This is a genomic window from Acinetobacter sp. H1(2024), assembly GCF_046557555.1.
GTDB lineage: Bacteria > Pseudomonadota > Gammaproteobacteria > Pseudomonadales > Moraxellaceae > Acinetobacter > Acinetobacter seifertii.
In genome coordinates this window covers 885356-908458 of the sequence record NZ_JBKGFO010000001.1, presented here as the reverse complement: position 1 = coordinate 908458, position 23103 = coordinate 885356, and the positions used below count along the sequence as shown (strand labels likewise).

Genomic DNA, 23103 nt, shown 5'->3' with positions numbered 1-23103 from the left:
TTAGGTGAGTTTTCTCAAAAGAGAAAATTAGGTTATAACGAAACTTACACTGTTGAGCAGACGATTCCATTATTAGCGCCATCGGTGACAGGTCTTCACTTGGTTGTAAAAACTAATGTAACTGATTTAAAAGACTCTAATGGCAAATCAAAAATAGAAAAAAACAAACAGAATAATACATTTGCTGTTGCTTCACAGGTGACGGCATCTGCTTCAGATTTGGCTGTTACTCAGATTGTAGTCGATCAACAAGTATTTTCAGGTGAAGCTGTTAATGTTACTTGGACTGTAGAAAATAAGGGTGCAGATGTTTGGGCTGGTACAAGATCATGGAATGATTATATTGTTATCAGTGCATATCCGGAATATACGAGGGAGTATTCAAAGTTAATAGGTACTGTGCAGCATTCTAATGCACAAGGTTTGAAGACTGGAGAGCGTTATACCGCAACTGGCCAATTTAAGGTACCGGTCGGCTACGATGGGCAATATTATATTTTTGTATTAAGTGATGCTAAATTAGATTTAGATCAACCTTATTTTAACAGGGATGTTTTAGAAGGTACTTATAACGAAATTGCTTCAGGGCTTTATCAAGAAACCGTGTTTGAGAAGAATATTACACAGAACAATGTGTCTGGAGCTTCATTAAATATTGTTTATCGTGAGCCCGATCTGGTTATTAAAGATATTCAGATTTCTAATCCGAACCCAAATGCTGGTGATATTGTTACGGTTAGCTGGACAGTTAAAAATGAAGGCAGTCGTGATACACGTGTATCCTCTTGGTTGGATGGTATCTATCTATCAAATGATAAAACTATTGATAAGTCAGATTATCCAGTAGTTGATCGTGGTAATGAATTTGAAGTTGGCCTGAAAGTTAAGCAAACACTTATTCGAAATGCAGAAGGCAAAGTAGATGTTCTAAAAATTGGTGAGAGTTATACTCAAACGGCTACTTTTACCATACCATCGGCAATCGGTGGGGATTTTAATATTATTGTTAAAGCAGATACTAACTATGTTTTTGGATATTCTGCATCTTCAAGTATTCGAAAATCACTACATACACTTGAGAAGTTATCTAATTATGATCAAGGTGCTGTTTTAGAGTTTAAAGACGAAGCGAATAATGAAAAATCAATTGCTTTAACAATTAATTATGTTAGTCCACCTGATTTACAAGTTGTAGACGTTACTAGCCCAGCCAGTGTCATTTCGGGGCAAAAGGTTAATATTACTTATAAAGTCAAAAATTTTGGAGGACGAACACCTTCAGATCAAGGTACTTGGACTGATCTCATTTATTTATCTACCGACCGAGTGCTAGATTTAAGTAAAGATAAACTTTTAGGTTTCGTTGATCATAGTGGTGGATTAGCTGCAAATGCTGAATATTCAGCCTCTATTCAAGCAAAAATTCCTACAGAATTAAAAGGAACATACTATGTATTTGTGGTAACAGACCCCGCTTATTATCGAGGTGGAGCAACAGGTAAAGTTTTAGAGTTTGAAAATGATTTAAATAATACGCTTACGTCTGAACAACCATTATTAATCATTCAACCTGATCCAGTCGATTTACAGGTCACTGATGTTTTATTGCCTAAGCAAGTAAAAACAGGTGAAAAAGTTCGTATTGAATACACTGTAAAAAATGTAGCTGATTACCAAGCACATGGTCAGTGGTCAGATGCGGTATATCTGTCTAGAAATAATAGCTGGGATAACCAGGATGTTTTGTTGGGACGATTTACGCGTCAAGGTGGTTTAGATGCTCATCAACAATATACCGGATTTGTTGATGCACTTTTACCAATGATTCAGGATGGGCAATGGTATATTGTTGTTCGCCCAGATATTTATAACGAAGTATATGAAGGCGATATTGTTTATAGCGAAACGGGTTTAAATATTGCTCCTGCTGAAGCGAATAATGAAACCGCTTCAGCCACTACTTTTAACGTAACAGTTCCTAACTTACTGTTGAATACTAGCACTGACTTGGAATTAAGTAGTGGTGATCAGTATCTTTACAAACTTCAGGTTGGACAAGGAGAAACACTTCGTGTTCGTCTAGACTCTAGTGCTTTGAAAGGTTCTACGGAGTTGTATATCCGTTACGAAGCCGTACCTAGTGCAGGGCAATATGATTACGCTTATACCGTACCTAACTCTCCTGATCAGGAGTTGATGGTTCCAACCACACAGGCGGGTATTTATTATATTCTTGTAAAAGCGAGCAACTCTCCTAAAGGCACTGCGGCAACAATCCTTGCGGAAACTTTGCCACTCTCTATTACTAAAGTGACGCCAGATCAGGGTGGTACAGGTACAGATGACTATCGTTGGGTAACCATGGATATTTATGGTGCTCGATTTGCTGCTGGCGCCTTAGTCAAGCTCAGCCGTCCTGGTGTTTATGAAGTCGAACCAGAGCGTTGGCAAGTTTTAGATGCTACACATATCCGTGCAATATTTGATTTACGCCAAGTACCACATGGCTTATATGACATTATAGTTACTAATCCAAATGGTGACCGAGTTGTTGAGCCATATCACTACTTAGTTGAACGTGCGATTGAACCAGATGTCACTATTGGTTTAGGTGGGTTAAGCCAAATCGCCCCAGGTGAAACAGGTATTTACAGTGTTTCTCTTCAAAGTTTAACCAATGTTGATACACCCTATGTCCGTCTGGATATTGGTGCTGTGGAGATGGGTTATAACGAATCACTGATTGAAGGGCTAAATTTACCTTTCTTAATTTTTGGTTCAAATGTAGGGGGGCAGCCGTCAGGTATAGTCGTTGGTGATCAGGCAAATACCCAGCAATACGGTGTTACTCCAACAGATAAGAGTAAAATTAATCAAATTCCTTGGGCAAGCCTAGATGGAACATTAAATACTGCTGGAATTAACTTAGCACCTGGCTATGCTTTTGATATTAATGCTGCTGGCTATACTGGATTTACCTTTAATATTAAAACTTATCCAGGTTTGGCAGAATGGCTAAAAATGGATTTTGAAGGGTTACGTGAGCAGCTCTATATCATACATCCAGAGTGGAGATCACAAGGTCTATTAGATGGAGGAGTTTTAGATCTAAATAAAATTCGACGCGGGCTTGCAGAACGATTCTTAGATACAGAAAACCGTCTGACTGAGACAGAAATGCTCGCATTAGACTTTCGTTTTAATATTGCTGCAGCGGCAACACCGATTACCCGTAATGAATTTATTCAAGATCAAATCAAACATGCATTAAAAATGCGTGATGCGATTTTACAAGATAAGTCTGCTAGTACAAATTTGAAAGCATTAGCAGCGGATGAAACTCAATGGACACAGGGTTGGTTAGCTGCTTTAGAAGATGCAGGATTATTACGACCTGAAAATCAGGCGCCTGCTATTAAAGAAAGTATTCAAGTCCTTAGTCTTACTGCAAATTTAGCAACTGGCATTTTACTATCGAAAGCTGGTGAAAGTTACCAAACGAAAGCAAGCGTATTATCTTTCTTTGAGCAAATGCAAAAATGGTATGGTGATACTTCTAAATGGGCTGGTGATCCAAATGCGTTAAAGGCTCAGATTGATTATTATGAACTGCGCCAAGATGATTTAGGTAATTCAGCCACGAGTCCTGTACCAAAAAATATTACTGAAGAAGATCTTATTTTAAATAATGTGAGCAATACGCATTTTATCAACTTTAATGTTTTCGCTGGAGACAAGGCTCAATTAGAGTACTTACGTCATTTAGGCTTATTGGATGGCGAGTTTCGCCCAATAGGTGCACAGGCGCTTGCTTTGAGTCAATATCTTCAGCAAATGGCTGCTGTAAATACCGATGTGGTACATGTACAAGGCCCATCAGTAATGCCACATACTGATGGTAAGAGCTATGTTCCAGGCGAGACGGCGTTACCATTTAAACTGAATTTCCAAAATACAACCGAGCAGTCACTTCATGAAATCCGTTTAGTTACAGCAATTGATGAGCAGCTAGATCCATCTAGCCTACATTTAACGGATATGAAAATTGGTGACATTAATATTCATGTGCCAGAAAATCGTAGTAGTTTTAGCAGCGACTTTGATTTTACAGGTAGCTTGGGCTTTATTTTGCGAGTCAGTGCAGGTGTTGATACTGAAAGCCATATCGTGACATGGTTGATTCAAGCGATTGATCCAACTACAGGTGAAGTCTCAACGCAAAATTTACATCGTTTATTAAAATTGAGTGAAAATAACAAAGGTTTTGTTGGTTATACCATTCAAGCAGCAGGGACAGCAAAATCTAGTGAAGAAATTATCACGCAAGCTCGTATATATCTAAATAATACACCACCTGTTGATAGCCAAAGTTCAACGTATATTCTGGATAATCAACGTCCTGTTACTACAGTGCAGGTTGTATCTGAGCAAAGTGCTGTTGAAAATCAAGTACATTACAAAGTCAAATGGTCTGCACAAGATGATGTAAGCGGCATTAAACATGTGACATTGTATGTTGCAGAAAATGGCAAAGACTTTAAGATTTGGCAGAAGCAACTGACACAAGCCAATGGTGAGCTACTATTTGTAGGACAAACAGGTACCCAATACGAATTTTTAGCAGTTGCTACAGATGTGGCGGGTAATCAAGAAATTGCTAAAGTATCTAATGCAGTAATTCCAGATGATGGTTCACGTCAACAACTACTAACTCAAATTGGTAGTAATGAGGCATTGCAACAAACTGCTCAAATCCCGCAAGCAACACAAGATCGTAGTTATTTTAATAACACTATTTTTGCAGAAGCTCAAAAGGGTCTAGTGGGTCAAACGGATAAAAATCAAAACACCGATTTAAATACAGTTTTATCTCCATTTACTTTAAATGCGTTTGCTAGCGGTTTTAATGCTAGCCAAGGTGAAGTAGGCGCACTAGCAATGGTTGAGTTGCCTGACCATCGTATTTTAGTCAGTTCTGGGCAATATCGTAATCAGCTGTTTATTTATGGGGAGCATGGAGGAACCCAACAAAAACCTCTCTATACTTTTGAACAGCCGATTATGGATATGGCCTTAGATTCTAAGGGCCAACTATGGGTATTAACAGGTCAAGAGTTGTGGTTGTTGGATTATTCAACCGGTCAGATTATTGAGCGTATTAAAGGTCCTGCAAATGAACCTTTAACACATGCTTTGATAATTGAACCTGAAACTGATCGTATTTATGTTTCGTCTGGAAATGGTATTGAGATTTTTGACTCTAATGCCCCAAAAGGACAGCAATGGACACACTTCTCTAATGCATTAGTCTCGGATCTAAGTTTTGCACCAGATGGGCGTTTATGGGCTGTACGTTGGACGAGTGCTAATGTTCTTTCTCATTTAGGTAAAACCGATATTATTAGTTTGCCACTAACTGGGAAAACGAAAGGTCGTGCCGAGGTTGAATATACGTTAAATGGCTTAATTGATAGCTTAGTCTTTGGTCAAAAGGGTACTGCATTTGAAGGTTTGCTATTTGCTTCTGCAAATAATAGCCAACAATTAAGCAATAGTAATAAGTCATTGCCAAAACTGGATAATGCCGCCGTTTGGATGATTAGCTTGGCAAAACGCCAAGCGGTTCAATTGGCGCAAGGCGGTTCTCGTGGCGAATCAATTCTGATTACGCATGACCAGCGTATTTTACTTGCTCAAACCAATCGCATTGATGAAATTGCATTACTCAAAGCACCAACCATTACTGCAAGTTCAATTCAGGATGGAGCATATATTCCATTACCACTCGCTAATGCAACTATTACTTTTGATCAAGCAATGTGGTTAGGTAATAATGGAAATGATAGTACAGATATTGCGAGTGTTTTAAATCCAGCAAATTATCGATTTGTTGGTATAGGCAAAAATGTTAATCAAGTCTTGTCTCCTGAGTCTGTGCAATGGGATAACGCAACGAATAGTGTCATTTTAACTTTGCCAAATATTGCAGCTGGACAATGGCGTCTTGAAGTGTCATCCAATGTGCAAAGTGCAAAACAAACTCGTCTAGAGGGAGTGTACACCGCAGCTTTCACTACCGTGACCGATTACAGTGCTTTCGTTAGCATTGAGTTTGATAAAACTCGTGCAGACCGCTTAAATGGTACAGTGAGTTATGATGTAAAAATCACCAATATCGGTCAGGATAATATTCAAGGTCCATTGCTGTTATTACTCGATCCAGGGCATTATTTTAATGGCGGGATTGTCTCAGCAACCCAAGGGCAAGGCATCCAAAATGAATTGTGGTTACTCGACGTCAGCAGCTATTTACAGGCTCACGGTGGATCTCTAAAAGTTGGAGAGAAACTCACAGGCATTACTGTATCTGTAGTTAAAGCTGAAGATTTAGCATTATCTAATGATGCAGCTCGCTTATTAAAATTTGATCTGACACACCAAATTTATGCACTTCCTTATGACAATCAGCCACCTGTAGTTAGTTATGATGAAACTAAACTCAAGGCCAAAGTAAATGAGAGCTGGAATTTAGATTTAATAGCCACTGATCAGGATGGTAAACAGTTCTACTGGAGTATTGTAGAAGCACCGAAAGGTGTCAGTATCGATGCTGTGACTACAGGGCAAGCTTCTGATCAAGGCTATCAGTCACATGCACAGTTGCATTGGACACCAACGACCCAAGATCGTGTAGATAGCGAAATTTTAGTAAAAGTCGTTGATAGTCGTGGCGGTTTTGCACTTAAGCGACTTAAAATTCAAGTTGAGGGTGCGAATCATGTGCCAGTTATTACTACCATACGAGATATTGACTTAGCTGAAGGCCAAAGCCTCAGTCAGCAGTTATTGGCTGCAGATGAAGATGGTGATCGTATCAGTATGGTGGTACGTAATTTACCTGCTGGGGCTGAATTTGATGTGACTACAGGTATGTTGACTTGGACACCTGCTTATGATCAGGCTGGTAAATATGAAAATATCGAGTTAGTTGTATCTGATGGAAAACACGAAAGCCGTTATCAGTTTAATATTACGGTAAAACAAGGATATGAAAAACCTGTGTTATTGCCAGTGGCGGCACAGCAATTGCGTGAAGGTGAGCGTTTTAGTTTGCAGTTAGCAGGAAGCTTACCACATGGACTAATGCAGTATGCTGGTCAGGATATTAAACTGAACTATAGCGCTGAGTGGTTGCCGAATGGTGCGGTCTTAAATAAAGATACCGGTTGGTTGGAATGGACTCCGGGTTATGCACAGGCGGGTAGTTATGATATTCCAATTCGCTTAGTGGCAACATATACCCCAACTAATGGCGGTATTCCTGTTCGCACAGTTGCAACGCAAACATTATCTTTGGTGGTCAACAATGTTAATGCTGCGCCTCAATTTGAATCTAGTCCAACATGGACTGTGCTCGAAGGTGCAAGTGTTCGTTTAAATATATTTGCTTTTGATCCAGATAATCCAGGATTTGAACCTGCTTTTAAATCGCATCCGCAAAGCAAAGCAGTTCAAATGTCTGATGTTCCTGCTTCAGTAAGTTATGAGGTAACAGGTTTACCGGAAGGAGCAACATTTGACCCTGAAACACTGGAAATTGAGTGGAATCCAAATTACCAACAATCAGGCATTTACAAGATTAAAGTAGTTGCAACTGATGATGGTAACGGTACTGGACAACCGCTTTCTACAGAACGCACTTTTACGATTAACGTACTTAATGCGAACCGTACACCTGAAATTGGTGATGTTCAAAGTGTAATTGTTGATAAAGGGGCTGTGATTGAAATTCCAATTACAGCAACAGATAAAGATGGTAACCCGATTGAATTGCAAATTGAAGGTTTACCAAGTTTTGCGACATATACTCAAAGCCAGTCGGGTAGTAATGTTAAGGGGGTAATCCGTTTTGCTCCGCAAGCAGGTCACCGAGGTGATTACACGATTACCGTGACAGCAAGAGATAATGGTGATGGCGATATTAATCAAGTACAGGTAGAGCGTAAGAGTTTTGTCGTTACAGTTAGAAGCTATAGTGAAGCACCTAACCTCAGTGTGCCTACACGAAACGTCGCCGTAGTTGGGCAACAAATACGTGTACCAATTACTGTATTAGATTTAGATCAGGACACGTTAAATTATATCGTGCAGGGTTTACCTGCGGGTGCACAACTTGTTCAAAGTGCGAAATATGGTTATGCAGAAATTGTCTGGACACCAACGGCAAATCAAGTAGGTCAATACGATTTAAGTGTTCAGGTATCAGATCAGGGCTTACCGCCAAAAGATTTAGGTTATCCAGTTCCAGAAGGTTTTGTCGCTGTACCAAATGTAGTTGCACAAGATATTCGCATAGTAGTACGGGCAACTAATCTTGCGCCAGAATTACTTGATGTACAGGTACAACAAGGTGGAAGTGTTGTACAACAAGCGGACCAAATTATTCTTCAGGCACAAGAAGGACAGCCGCTTACATGGACTATGACGGTTAAGGACGCTGATCTAGATCAACTCTACTGGTCATTTAGTGCTTTACCAAAAGGTGTCAATATCACCACTCAAGCATTAGGTAATGGACAAAGCCAGCTTGTATTGAAGTGGTTGCCATCTATGTTTGCTGCACAAAGCAGTTTGGGAAGCAGCCAGTTAGGTAACTACAACTTTACCGTAACTGTAACCGATGGTAGTGCCAAACTTAATCGTAATGTCCAAATACAGGTTGCAAATGTTAATCAACAACCTGTATTTACAAGTCTGCCATTACAACTGGTTTATGAAGGTGAAACCCTTTCATTTAATTTATTAGCACAAGATGGTGACAATGATGCGCTGCGTTACCAATTAGTACATGATGCTAATACGCCAGCAGATATTTATGTTGATGCAACGACAGGCTACCTCGAGTGGACGCCAGCGAATAATATTGTCGATAACCAATTTGGTGATCAGAAGGCGTTTGACCTGACATTTATGGTGACTGATGGACAAATATCTGTTCTCAAAACTGTACAGGTTCGTGTTCTTGATGTGAATAAGGCACCGAAAATTCAAAGTAGTAACCGTACTTTAGTGGTAGGCCAACAGTTCCAACTTGACATTGTGAAGTCGGCTCAAAATAGCTTAAACAATAATAGAAATATTTATGTATCTGATATTGATGGCCAAGCGCAGACTCAAGGTTTGATTGTAAGCTTTGACCAATTGCCACAAGGCGCAAGCTACGATGCTGTTACAGGACGCTTATCATGGACACCAAATGCAGGGCAAATTGGTAAGTTTGTAGCCTATGTTAAAGTTTCAGATGGCTATGATACGGTTCGTCAAGCAATTACCTTTAATGTAGTTGCAGATCGTAATGCTTATGAACCTACTTTACATATTGAAACTACCCCGGCAATTCCAGTGGTTGCAGGACAAATTGTCACAGCGACGGTACGAGCGGATAGCTTTAGTGCTATTGCTAATACTATGGTTGAAGTTCGAGGCAGTGCGTTAGGAACTGATCAGTGGCAAGTAGTAAGCTTGGATTCTACTGGGCGAATTAAACTGACTGGGCAACAGCCAGGACTTATAGAAATCCGTGTAACTGCTATAGATATTGATGGTTTTAGTCAGCAACAAGTTCAGACCATTCGTGTTAAAGATCTGCAAGATAATTCGGCACCCGTTTTAGCATGGCAAGGACAACTTAAAGGTGCAGCAATTACGACCGCACCTATTGTGGTACAAAACATTACTGACCTGACTGCATCGATTAAAGAACAGCAGCTTATGGGCTATAAATTAGAAATTGCCCGTAATACAACAGGACTATTGCAATGGCATACATTGCAAGATGTGTCGTTGAAAGCAAGTTATAGCAATCAAACGCTAGATATTTTTACAATTGATCCAGCATTGTTTGTAAATGGAGCATATCAATTACGCTTAACTGCTTGGGATTTGGTTGGTCGAGTTGAAGAGCTATATGCCAATATTGAGATCGATAGCGTTATAAAACAACTGAATCAAGTAACACATGTAGATGCTAGCTTACAAATTGGTTCGCAAACAATTGATCTGGTTCGCTCAATTACGACAGATAGCCATGGTGATTTCTCCAACTGGACAACTGGATTATTTGATACCCAACTGACTCATAACCAACGTTTAAATAACAGTGTTGGTACTGTTGCTGCATGGCAAACTGGAGCAAAAGTCTGGTTGCAAATCCCACAAGGTTTGACAGGTGTAACTGCAATACAAACTCAATATTTGAACTTTACGCTGAATTTGCAGACGCAAGATGTGACTAGCGAAAATACGGGTATTCATCAATTCACACCACAGTTTAGTAATGCGCAAGGTTGGAGTTTAACTGCACATAGCTCGACCGATCTTCATATCGATAACTTGATTCAACAAGGTCAGAGTTTATATAACGAAAGTACAGGTCTGGCTTGGGTTCCGAGTTATTTCAATCTGACTGCACCAGATGGTACACGTTATTTACTAGACCAAGCAGGCAAAGTGCTTTCTATCCACTTTAATACAGGCGAGCAATGGCTTGTTAGTCAAAATAATATTGTATTGGTAGGTGGAGAAACCTCTCAAAGTATTGAGTTTAAACGTGATAGCCAAGGCCGTATTAGTCAGATTCTTGGGCAAGGTATTCAAGGTGAGCCGATCAGTTTGTTGTATAAATACAATAGTGCCAACCAACTTGAGTTAGTACGTAATCTAATCACTGGAGAAGTAGTTCAACGCTATAGTTACACTGCAACAGGAGAAGTCCGTCTAGAAAAAGCGATAGCTTATTTAGGTGCAAGTGTTGATTGGTTGAATCAAAATAATTCTGCACCACAATGGCAAGGCGATCTAAATAATCAAACTCAATATTTTGATTTTGCTATTCGTGAATCAGAACTAGCATCAACCATTAAAGCGATGGGTGCAACAGGAGCTGTTTTAGTTGCAATTGAAACTCAAGGTAATGTTCAAAATATTAATGTTGCCGATGCAACTATTGTGTCACAACAACGACATGGTGAGCATACACTTACCCTAGTACGTATTACGTCAGCAGGCTTTAAGCAATTAGCTATAAGTGGAGTTGGTGCAGTCGCCGTCCGACTGTCTATTGTTGGGGATCTTAACCATGATGGTAATGTCGATGGTTTAGATAGTACCTTGTTGCAACAAGCTCAAGAAGGACAAAATCAGTTTGATCTAAATGGTGATGGTCTTATTAATCATGCTGATCTACAAGTTTTGTATGCAAATTATGGTTGGAAATCGAATCAGGCACCTGTCAACGTTGTAGCACAAGGGACACAAGCTTTAAAAACACATCGTGATTTATCTGTAACTGGTCAATTAGACCAGATCGCAGTTGATCGCGAAGGTGATGCAGTTTATTGGAATATCTTAAGCAGTACTCATGGTGTTGCTCAGCTCTCATCTAATGGTAAAAATTTAAGTTTTAAACCTGAAGTAGGTTTCTCAGGCTACGCAACGGTAACTTTGCAAGCCGATGATGGATATAGCAAAGGACGGCCAATTGAACTGAAAATATATGTCAGCGATGCAAAACTTGTCTTAATTCATATTGAGCGGTTAGCTGCTGTCGCTTTGGGCAATAGTGCAGGCTTGCATGTAACAGGTGATTTTGCAGATGAGGATGGCGTTACCTTAACTGCTGATTATTTACAGTTTGTAAGTGATAACCCAGATGTGCTTACGGTAGATGCCAAAGGTAATATCACAACGAACAAGGCAGGTATTGCCACAGTCCATGTGTCTGCTAGAGGTATTGAGGGGGTAAATGCAATATCTGTGAGTTTAAACGGTGATGAACCTGAGCTTAACGATAATGGTTTTGAAGTTGATGTCTATCCAAAAGTAGTGACGTTACCACTCAATGGTGAGCGTCAGCTTAAAGTGACAGATGTCGATGGTAACAAGGTTTCAGTAGCATCTACAGGCACGAAATACTACATCAGTGATAGCAATATTGCCGAGATTAGTGCGGATGGTTTAATTCATGCCAAAGCAACAGGAACTGCGCAAGTTACTGTAATTAATAAAGGGCACCAATATACTTTTAGTCTGATTATCCAACAGCCTGAACTAGGCACAGCCATTGTAGATGTCAAGAAAGGCGCAGTGGTACAAGATGATCAAGGCAATATTTTAATGGTAGCGCCAAATGCACTTAAAGCTGGAACAGAGGTATCAATTAAAGCGAAATCATTAGATGACGTAGGTATGCCATTACCAGCGCCAGATGTACTGACTTCATTGACTGCATTTGATATTAATATTGGTGAGGAAAAGGCCAACTTACCTTTACAACTTGCAATTAAGGTTCCACAGCAAGCTAAAAATCCAAAAACTGGTTTAATGGAGAACCTTACTGCCGGAACAGAAGTGTTCTTTTGGAAGAAAGGCGTTATTGTTGATGAAAATGGCACATCTTACGATACTTGGTGGTTATTAGATAACGGTGTAATTGGTGAAGATGGTGTTGCTAGAACATCTAGTCCACCTTATACAGGAGTGAATTACAGTGGTGGATGGTTAGTTACAAAAAGTGTAGTTAATAAAGAAACTGGTGAGGTTCATGTTAGGGGAGTAAATGTTGGGGCTTTGTGGGCATCAAGTTCAGCAATTGCGATGACTGCTAATCCTATTATGGCTGCTGCTGGTTTAGCTATTTTTTATGCAACCTCAAGTCCATTATTCACTATGAATTACACTTTAGCTGGTACTTACCAGTTACGTGTTCCAAATACATCAATTGACTTTGAAAACCGAGTACTTACCTATCCTACGGTACCACGTACTACAGTGGCTAAGCCGCAAATCAGTTCGTTAGAGTTTGCTCCAGATACTAATAAAATTACCTTAACAGGCTTAGATTTTATTCCACAAGATAAGCCAAGTAGTCAATTTAATGTAAAAGTGTGGTTGATTCCTAGAGGTGATCAGTTAGATCATTCAATGGATGAAACTGGTAAACCTGACAGAGGGTTGGTCTGGAAAGCGATAACCCCATCAGTAGTATCTTTCGATAAAATTGAACTGGAAATTGATCCTAAGATTTCGTTGTCGCAACATTATATTTATATAGAACGTCAAGCCTATGAATATTACAATGGCGAAAAAACAGTTAATAAAGAGTATGTTTATAGTGATCTGAAAACGACCTGGACTGCTAAACCAAATGACGAAACGATAGTATTAACTCCTTCTTCAGTTATCATCTATAAGGGACGTTTGTCTATCAAAGACAATATGGAAAATGCGGAGAAGCAATTTTCATATGTAAGAACATTAGATGTTGATGAAAAAGGAAATAAGCTTGAGCTAATGGGATATAAAAATGATCCTATTACCTATAATCAAGATGGTACTCAAGCATTTATAGCGGGGAAAAATGGAAAAATATATGTCCTAGATACAATCACCAGAACAATAGTCCACACAATTACTCTTTTAGGAAGTAACTCTAATACCAGAATTAGAAGCTTAGAAGCAAATGATGGGTGGATGTATGTAACGGATGATTCAGGAAAACTAGTTCGCATCTTAATTGATTCAACTTCATCTGAATACTTTAAAGTACAGCAGCAAATTAATATTCCCAATCTCATAGCTCCATATGGATTAGGAGATATGGCAATTAGTGCTGGCCGATATTTAGCTGTAACCGCATCACTATCAAATACTTTAATTACGACATTAGGTACACAGTATCCTGTAGGGAATATGTATGTAATTGACTTAGCAAAAATTACAACTGATGGTACCTTAAGTGGTGATGCTGTTGTTAGCTTATCAAGTTCAACATTCCCAGTCGCGAACAAAGGAAAAATTATTGAAAATGTTCAGGCAGGACCTAGAGCAGGTGAATTTCTTATTTCGAGTGCTGGAGATCGTAATAGTGGGATTACAGCAGTTACAATTGGATTGGATGATTCAGGAAAGTTAACTGGTACAGTGACTGGCAAAAATATTGATCTATCTCCAGCGTCTCAAGATAATCAATGGTATAAAAAATTCTTTTATCAGAATATCCAGCGTTCATCTGATACTGTTTTAGTGACGTTCAATAACAAATTATATGCAATTGTTGCTGATTATAATTTTCTCTTTAATGAGCCGACAGCATGGGGATATGACAATGGATTTGGTGCTGGACACCAAATAGGAGGTAAGTTAGGAATTATTGAAGATCCATTTGGTTATGACGGACAACCTAGGTATTTGGGCGCCACAACTCCAATTCCGGGAGGTTCAATTAGAAGTTTATCAATCACACCTGATGGGCTCTTACAGGCAAGTGTTTGGATTGATGACTTTATTGCTGGTGGCCTAGATGTATGGGGAACTAACACTTCTTGGGAAATGTATCATTCATTGTTTGTATGGAATACATCGGCTTTAATTGAGGCGGCTATAATTAAAGATGGTAAAGACTTAGTTCGTCCAATAGATCGAAACTTCGTGAATGCCGGAACTCAGCAATCTACTCAAATTAAAGAAACCGTACCATATAGATTTGATAGTTCTGATGGATCAAATCATAAATTTGGCTGGATTTATGGACTCGATAATTATCATAAAACAAGTGAGATTGTGAATTTAAGATTCTCACCTGTTTCAATTGTCATTCCAAGTGACTTACCAAGTTATGATCCTGCCGAGAATATGTCTAATTGGGAAAGAGCGACGGTTAGAGTTACAGCTTCTTTTAGTGCTTTATTAAATGGATTTGTATCTTCATTTGGAAATGCGTTAGGGTTTGATGCTACTTGGTTTAAAGAGAATCTTAAAGATGCTCAACATGTCTTAAGTAACCTTCAGTATGACAATACTTCATGGACGAATGGGAATTATTCATCCTATATTTTTGATACATGGGCACCGAAAATGATTGATGGTATTGCCTCTACGCTTACCGAAATTCCACTAGAAACTATAGATTTATTGAGTAGAGCAATGGCTGTACAAGTCACAGTCTATAAAAATCTTTTGGAAAAAGCGGGTGTGCTTGACCAAATTGAAAAAGTAACGGGGTCTGATATATCGGTGAGTTTGCCTGACCTTGAAGTGTTAAGTCAGATGGGGCAAGAAGCGATAAAAGATAACCCTTCTATATGGAACTTGGTAAAAATTGGTGCGGGAAATGTCTCAATTATATCTCCATATAAAGTTGGTATACCTTTATTAACAGAAGAAATTGCAGAAGCAGCCTTAGTCCATGGTAATTCTCAACAGATTTTTGATTTAATTTTGGCGGCGGGGCTATTTGGTTTAGATGCACGTGCGCGTGGTGAAGTAGCCAAGGGTATGCAAACCTTAGTTCAGCAACATCGTTATTTACAGTCAAAGCTGATTGAATTAAAGAATGGAAAACTTGATGAGGTCATGGCTGTAAATAAAAAGCTTGCAGAAACTCAACTCGAACTCATGAATAAAAATGAATATTACAGTGCGATTGCCAAAAAGCAATTCTTAGAGTTGGAGCGTAAAAAAGGTAATGAAATATTGAACTCATCGACCAAACAATTAACTGAAGAAACGCCAACTAATATTAAGTCAGTTTCAAAAGATGCATCTTTCCTTACCACAAAAGATCAGTTAGTTGATAAGGATAGTTGGACTTATACTGAAAAACCAATGAATTTGGATCATTTAATTAAAGATGTAGCTGATACTGATATTTTTCAAAGTTGGGATAATGTCGAAGTAATAAGCTTGACCGAAGAAGAATTAAAAAGTTTACCGCAGGAAATAAAACCCGAAGATGTTGTTGTTATTAAAGTAGAGGATTTTACAGGGCTAACAGATAATACGGAAGTTGGTATAACTAAAAAAATCCAGATTGTAATGGTAGATGAGACTTATTTAGTTAAGGCATTTGGTCAAAATGTTGATGCTTCCTTCCGTTTAGCTGAAATTCCAAATAGTAAAGACGCAGTAAGCTCATATACAAATATGTGGGTTAAGGATCAAAGTCCTCTTACTATATATATGAACAAAGAACTATTAAAAAGTACAGAAGGTTTTAATACGACTTTAGCACGTATGGAAGATAGTATTACCGCGATGGTGAGTGCTTTGAAAAAGGCAGAAGATAGTGGTCAATCTTTAACCTATACAACGTTGCAAAAACAAGTTGATGATCTGATGGAGGGTCATGTTTACACCACCAGTTTAACAGAGAGACCATCTTTTTGTTTTGCTGGAAATACTTTAATTCATACAGACCATGGGTTAGTACCGATTAAACAAATTAAAGTAGGTGATCTGGTCTTATCAAAAGATGAAAATAATGTCGGAAATTTGGAATATAAGCCTGTTATTCGTACTATTCAGACAGAAAATGTTCCAATCTATTACCTTGCGTTTACGGCTGAATCTATAGAAGAAAATAACTCAAAACGGATTGAAGTTTTGGTAACAGATAACCATCCATTCTGGGTGGATGGTTATGGCTGGACGGCTGCCCAACTCTTGGAAGGTGGTGACAGTATTATCTTGAAAGATGGTTCAACGGCTTGTTGTATTGCTGTAGGTGAAACAAATCAAGCGTTACAGGTGATTTATAAAACTGATCAGAGTGATGTTGGCTTTATTCCTGATCCATCAAGTGAGGATTATCAAGGTCGATTCATTCACCTAGAGACTGCCGAAACATTATGTTATGGTGTATATGAACCTGTTGCTAATCGCTTAAAAGCATCTGCTGACTTGCTGCAAAGTCCGCTTGAAATAAGCTTGAATGGTCGGAATGGTATTGCAACAACGACTGTTTATAACTTTGAGGTAGAAGAAACCCACACTTACTTTATTGGTGAAAATGGGATTTGGGTACACAATACCAACTGTCGAGGAAAACCTTTAAAAACAATATATGATGCCGTTCCTGTTTTACCACAGGATAAGGCAAATGAGGGATTGTGGTATTACATGAAGAACTTGCAAAAAGCAGTTCGACAATCTGACTGGAATAATGCTCAACAAAATATACAGGCTATGGTAGCTTTCCTTGAGAAAACCAATCCGAATAAGCAGCATGAACATAATATTATTTATGAACAACAAGCAGAAGGTAACATTTCAATTCTTTATGAATATAAAGATAAAAATGGAAATGTAACGGATAGGTCACGTTCTACGATTTCATCTACTTTAGTATATATAAATCCTGTTGATGGAGGAATGTACTACATTAAAGTTGGTGATTCTCGTGTCATGCTGACAGTATTGGATGAGCATGGTAACCCTGTTATAGACCCAAAAACAGGTAAACCTATAAAAGAATTTAGTACAGTGACGATGGATACGAAGTCTGAATCAAAATGGAAAAATATTGAAACTAATATTGGAGAACAGGTTGAATTATTGGAGAGTTTATATCGTGCCAGTAAAGCTCTAGATCAAAATACTGAATATAGCCATTTACTTGAATTTGAACGAGGGCAGACAGTACGGGATGTAGTAGCTTTCTTGGAAGATCTTAAAGAAAATCCAAATCAATATAGTGCAATGATGGAGAAGTTTAAATCGGAATATCCAAATACTTATGCTGAAATGTCTAAAGAGTCAGGACCTTTATCTTGGTTAAATGAAAGAATTTATTTTGCTGAGGCAAATAAATTTGATACTGCTTTAGGCTATCGTCCAAACCCTGAAAATTGGATTGCTTTAACTAGGACAGCAGATGGATTGTTAGAAGCTACGCCTGTTACCCAGACTCAATTATTACAGGAAGGAAAAATCAAAATGGCAAAAGACCTCACTGATCCAAGCCGTGATTTTGTAAATACCGATATGTTTAAACAGGTATTGGAACAAGTAACTAACAACGGTTTGGCGATTAATTATCAAAAAGTACAGGCATTGAATATACCTGATCACACCTGTTTTGTTGGAGGTACATTAGTTCATACTGAGCGAGGTTTAGTTCAAATACAGGATATTCAGATTGGGGATAAAGTATTGAGTGCTGACCCAGTAACAGGACAGCAAAGCTATCAAGCCGTAACGAGAGTAATAAAAACAGAAAATCAACCTGTAATCTTTGTGAAATTTAGATATTGGATTGATCCAGATTTAGATTTCTTTGAAGCAAGAAGAATTCGAAAAGAAGTACTGAAAAAATTTAATTTAAGTGGTATAGCATTGCCTTCAGTGCAATTCGTTGTAACACCTGAACATCCATTCTGGGTTGAAGGAAAAGGTTGGGTTACTGCTAATCAAATTACTAATCAGGATGTAGTTGTAGATAAAAATGGGAATAAATATAGTCTCAGTTTTGATGGATATAATGTTAAGCCTTATGCAGAGATTTATACAACTTCTGATAAAAATATTGGAGTTATGCCAAATTACGGTTTGGAATCTAGTTGTGAAGGAATACCTGTTGATTTATTTACGGGTAATATCATTTCATGGAATGAGACCATTAAAGATAATCCAAATTTAAGGAAGTTATATAGTAAAAATACCCATTGGAAAGAAGACTTGCTTGAGCAACTTCCAGAAGAAGACCGAGCCAATGCGCATTTTCATGGTTTTAGTCAGGGTGACTGGGTTAATCCAGAAACCATTCAATGGGATGAGGGTGAGGGGTATGTAACAACTACTGTTTATAATCTGGAAGTTGAAAATACCCATACTTATTTTGTCGGTGAGTATGGTATCTGGGTACATAACTGTGGTGGTGAAGAAACTACTGTTAATAGTCTGACACTTGAAATGGTTGAATCATTATTACCAGCAGCGAAACAATATTGGATTGATGCAGGTATTTCTGAATATGAAATTAACCAAAAATTATCACATTATAGTTTTGATATTCGTCAATTAGCCGATTCAGCAGCCGCTTTAACCAATGAAACCCAGATTATATTCTCACCAAATGCAGCAGGCATGGGATGGTTTGCAGACAGTACGCCAGAAGAATCTTCTGAATTTAATATGACGGATGAAGATTACGGCACAGCGATTGATGCAGAGTTAACAAAACGGGTTGATTTACTGACAGTATTGGTTCATGAAGTAGGTCACGTACTGGGGCTAGATCATGCGAACCATGACCATGACATCATGAATGCTGTATTAGAAACGGGAGTGCGCCGTTTACCAACTCACGAGGACGTTGTACATTTATTAAACTCAACGAATACCACTCATAATTTTGAGGGTATTCAACTGTTGATTAAACGTAATACTCAATTTAATAGTACCTCAACTTGGTATAGTGATATCGAGGTCAGCCCACAGTTTGTTGAGTTACATCAGTCTAATCAAATGTGGCAAGCACGAGGTAGTGTAAAACTGGGAGAAAACTCAGCTATTCTTCAAGAAGTTGGCAACACCCACACAAATCTTTCACAAGCTTTTAAACTTGGTACACAAGATAAGGTCTTAACGTTCACTGTAAAAGATCAACATTTAACAGACTATAACAATAGTCCAGATGATGCTTTTGAGGTGGCATTGTTAGATGCTCACACTGGTGAAGCCTTATTTAAGGTGAGTGACCTGAACAATACCGATGCTTTGTTTAATCTACAGGCAAATGGTCAAAACTATTTGGCACAAGGAATTGAGAGAGTAATCAATAGCGATGGTAGCCAAACTTTCTTTATTAACTTAGACCAAGCGCTAGCAGGTAGAGATGTTTTATTGTCTTTCGACTTACTTGGATTTGGTGCAGCAGATAGTTCTGTCACACTCAACAATATCCGTTTAGTAGCTGAACCATTAGCAGTGAATGATCACTACCAGTTCGATGAAGATACAACTATTACAGGCAATGTATTAAGTAATGACTTATTGATTGGGAAATCAATTGAAAATGTCGTTTTAGTAACAGCACCACAACATGGTGAATTGGTATTACTTGCCAATGGTGAGTTCAGTTACGTACCGCACGCGAATTATTTTGGTCAAGACCAGTTTAGCTATTACTTTACGACTGTTGATGGTCAACAATCTAAAGTTGCTACAGTGCAATTAGAGATTAACGCAGTAAATGATGCGCCAGTATTCAATATCCAACCACAATTGGAAATTGTGGCAGGTGAGCCATTGGTATTAGATTTTGATGCCTATGTTCAAGATGCTGAGAACAACCCGATTACTGTACAAATTGCCCAGCAGCCACAAAATGGCGTGATCAATTATGATGCAGCAACAGGGCATTATGTTTATTTGGTTGATAAAGCTTTTGTTGGTGATGATGCATTTAGTGTTGTGTTAACGGATGGTACAGAATCTTCACAACCTTATACTTTTACTATTCATGTATTGGCATCAAATACAGCACCTGTGTTACATGAACAGATTATAAGCACTGATGAAGATCAAATTTTAGCTTTCGACCCATTAGTAAGTGCTTATGATGCAGAGGGCGACCAACTGACTGCCCAATTCAGCGCGTTACCACAGCATGGTCGTTTAGAGCAGTTAGCAAATGGCCATTACCAATATGTGCCAGATGCAAATTACTTTGGTGACGATAGCTTTAGTTACTTTGTGACTGATGGCAAATTAAACTCACAAGTAGTGAATGTGTCTATTACAGTAAATGCGGTAAATGACGCACCAGTAGCAGTTCCGAAAACTATTTATGGTTCAGAAGATCAAGCTCTGCTACTACACTGGAATGACTTTTTGGTAAGTGATGTCGATGGTGATTTATTAACTATTAAAATTACTGAGTTACCAGCCAGTGGTCAGTTACAGCACTTAGCTTCAGAAGGCCAATGGGTTGCCGTTCGAATTAATGATGTATTTACTCAGTTGGAAATAGAGTCAGGAAAATTGAGATTTATACCAGAGCTTAATGCTTCGGGTGGTCAAGGTTATCTCGCACAAGGCTTGGGTAACAAAAAACAGCACTATGCTCAGTTTGTGTATGTCGCATTAGATGGCAAAGCACAAAGTCAAAATACTGTAATGACTATTGATATTGAAGCTGTTGCCGATAAACCAGAATTAGTTATTGGTGAATCTCAAACAGACCAAGAGGAATTGTTCCGCACCACTTGGGAAGCTGCTCCAAATAAAGATAAGACATCTACACTTTTAGAACGTCGTTATTTGGATGGCTGGCGCTTAATTAAAACTCCTAATCGTTCGCAAACAGGACGTGATGGGTTTGAAATATGGAGTAATGGCGATCAAATGCAAAATGCAGCTGATCAGATGATTACTGTATATGCCAATAAGATGGCAGCTGGACAAAACTGGTTAGAACTCAACGATGCTGATGCATTTGTCGCACAAACTTTAGGGATTGAGCGTGAAGTACAAACTGTACTTGGTCAAAAATATACGCTGACTTTTGATTATGCAGGACGTTTAGGTTTCAGCCAGAGCTTTACTCAAATTGGTATTTATGTAGATGGCAAGCGTATTGCAAGTTATGCCAATACGAGTCCAAATGATCAACTGAACTGGCAAAATATTCAGTTTAGCTTTATTGGAACTGGGCAGATACAAAATCTTCAAATTATCATTGAGGCTCCGCTCACTCATGCAAGTGGTCGAGGAGCAATGATTGATAATATTGTTTTATCTAAATCTAAGCTTTTAAACCATGGTCAAGAAGATCAGCCAATTGCGCTATCGAGTATTCATGCCAAATTGACAGATAACGATGGTTCAGAGCAACTGAAACTTGCGTTAGCAGGCTTACCATTAGGTAGTAAACTTAATGATGGTGTAAATAAGTTCACAGTAAACGAACTGCATACGGTAGTAGATATTACCAATTGGAATCTCGATACCTTGAAATTGACACCACCAAAAGATTTTAGTGGAGAGTTAAAGTTACAAGTCATTGCAAGTAGTATTGAACAATCAAATTCAAGTATTGCTACATCTACTCAGGAGCTTACTGTATTTGTAGAAGCAGTTGCAGATGCGCCAAATTTAGAAACTCACCAATCTCAGCATGCTTTAACGAGTCGAGAAGTTTTCCATACAGAATGGCGTGGAGTGTATAACTCAATCCTAAATAAAAATCCGACCGTTGTTTATGGTTGGAGCTCGGATGGTTGGACAACCCACAAAGAGCAATTGTTTAAATTAGATGCCTTTGAGGTGTGGCACTCTGGTGACCAACTCAAAAATACTTCTGGTCAAAACATTCCTTTACAAGGTTTAAACTCAAATGTCTGGATTCGTTTAAATGATGGTAAAGATACGCTATATCAGCAAACTGCAATAGAACGTCAAGTAAATACAGTCGCTGGTACAACTTATAGCTTAAGTTTTGATTTAGCTGGTCTGTTAGGTCAAGCAGCAAATATGGGGCGTGTCGGAGTTTATGTTGATGGGCAGCAGATTGCGGTATTTGATGCTGCTAGCGGTCAAAATGCATTAAATTGGCAAGAGCAACAGGTGTCTTTTGAGGGGAATGGTTGTAATCGTACAATTCGTTTACAGCTAGAGGGTAATACATTTGGTCGAACTGCTTTTATAAGCAATATTCGCTTAGTTGAAACTTACACCTCAACTGAAAATTTGGTCTATGCAATGATTGGGCAAACCAGTTATTTACCAATAATTGCTGCCCGCAGTAATGACCAAGATGGTTCAGAGCAACTTAAGCTAGAGCTTAGTGGTTTTAACCAAGGTACGGTGCTCACCGATGGAACACATTACGCTACTGTAAGTTCAACTCAACAACTGGTTGATATAACACTATGGGACTGGAGTCAAATCCACTTTGCAAGTGATTCTAATCAGGATATGACTATTCAGGTTAAGGCCAAGTCAATTGAGCAAAGTAACCAGCAAAGTGCGAGTACTTTAAAAACAGTCGTCGTGAAAATGTTAGGTGGACAAGCATGTGTAAGCCCTTGGCAATTGGTAAATGGTTTTGTTTCTACATGGGTGAACCACGTTGAATCTATTCCATTACAGGTTAAAGCGCATTGGTCATGTCAGATTCCACTGCTTTCAACCCAGTTAGATTTAAATATTCTGCCAAAAGATGAAGACGAAGATCTGATTATACTTGGTCAGGAAGAGCAATCTGAGGCATGGTTAAAAGCTTTGGAGCAGACTGCACAACAAAACTGGAAACAATTGTTTTAA

Annotated in this window: 1 protein-coding gene (running past one end of the window); it reads left to right on the top strand. The window is 38.6% G+C overall.

From position 1 onward, the window contains the following. Positions 1-23103: the 3' portion of a CARDB domain-containing protein gene (locus ACLCEG_RS04200; protein WP_410566121.1), read on the top strand. 12339 nt of this gene lie to the left of the window's left edge; 23103 of the gene's 35442 nt are visible here — the last part of the coding sequence; its start codon lies off the left edge, out of view; its stop codon occupies positions 23101-23103.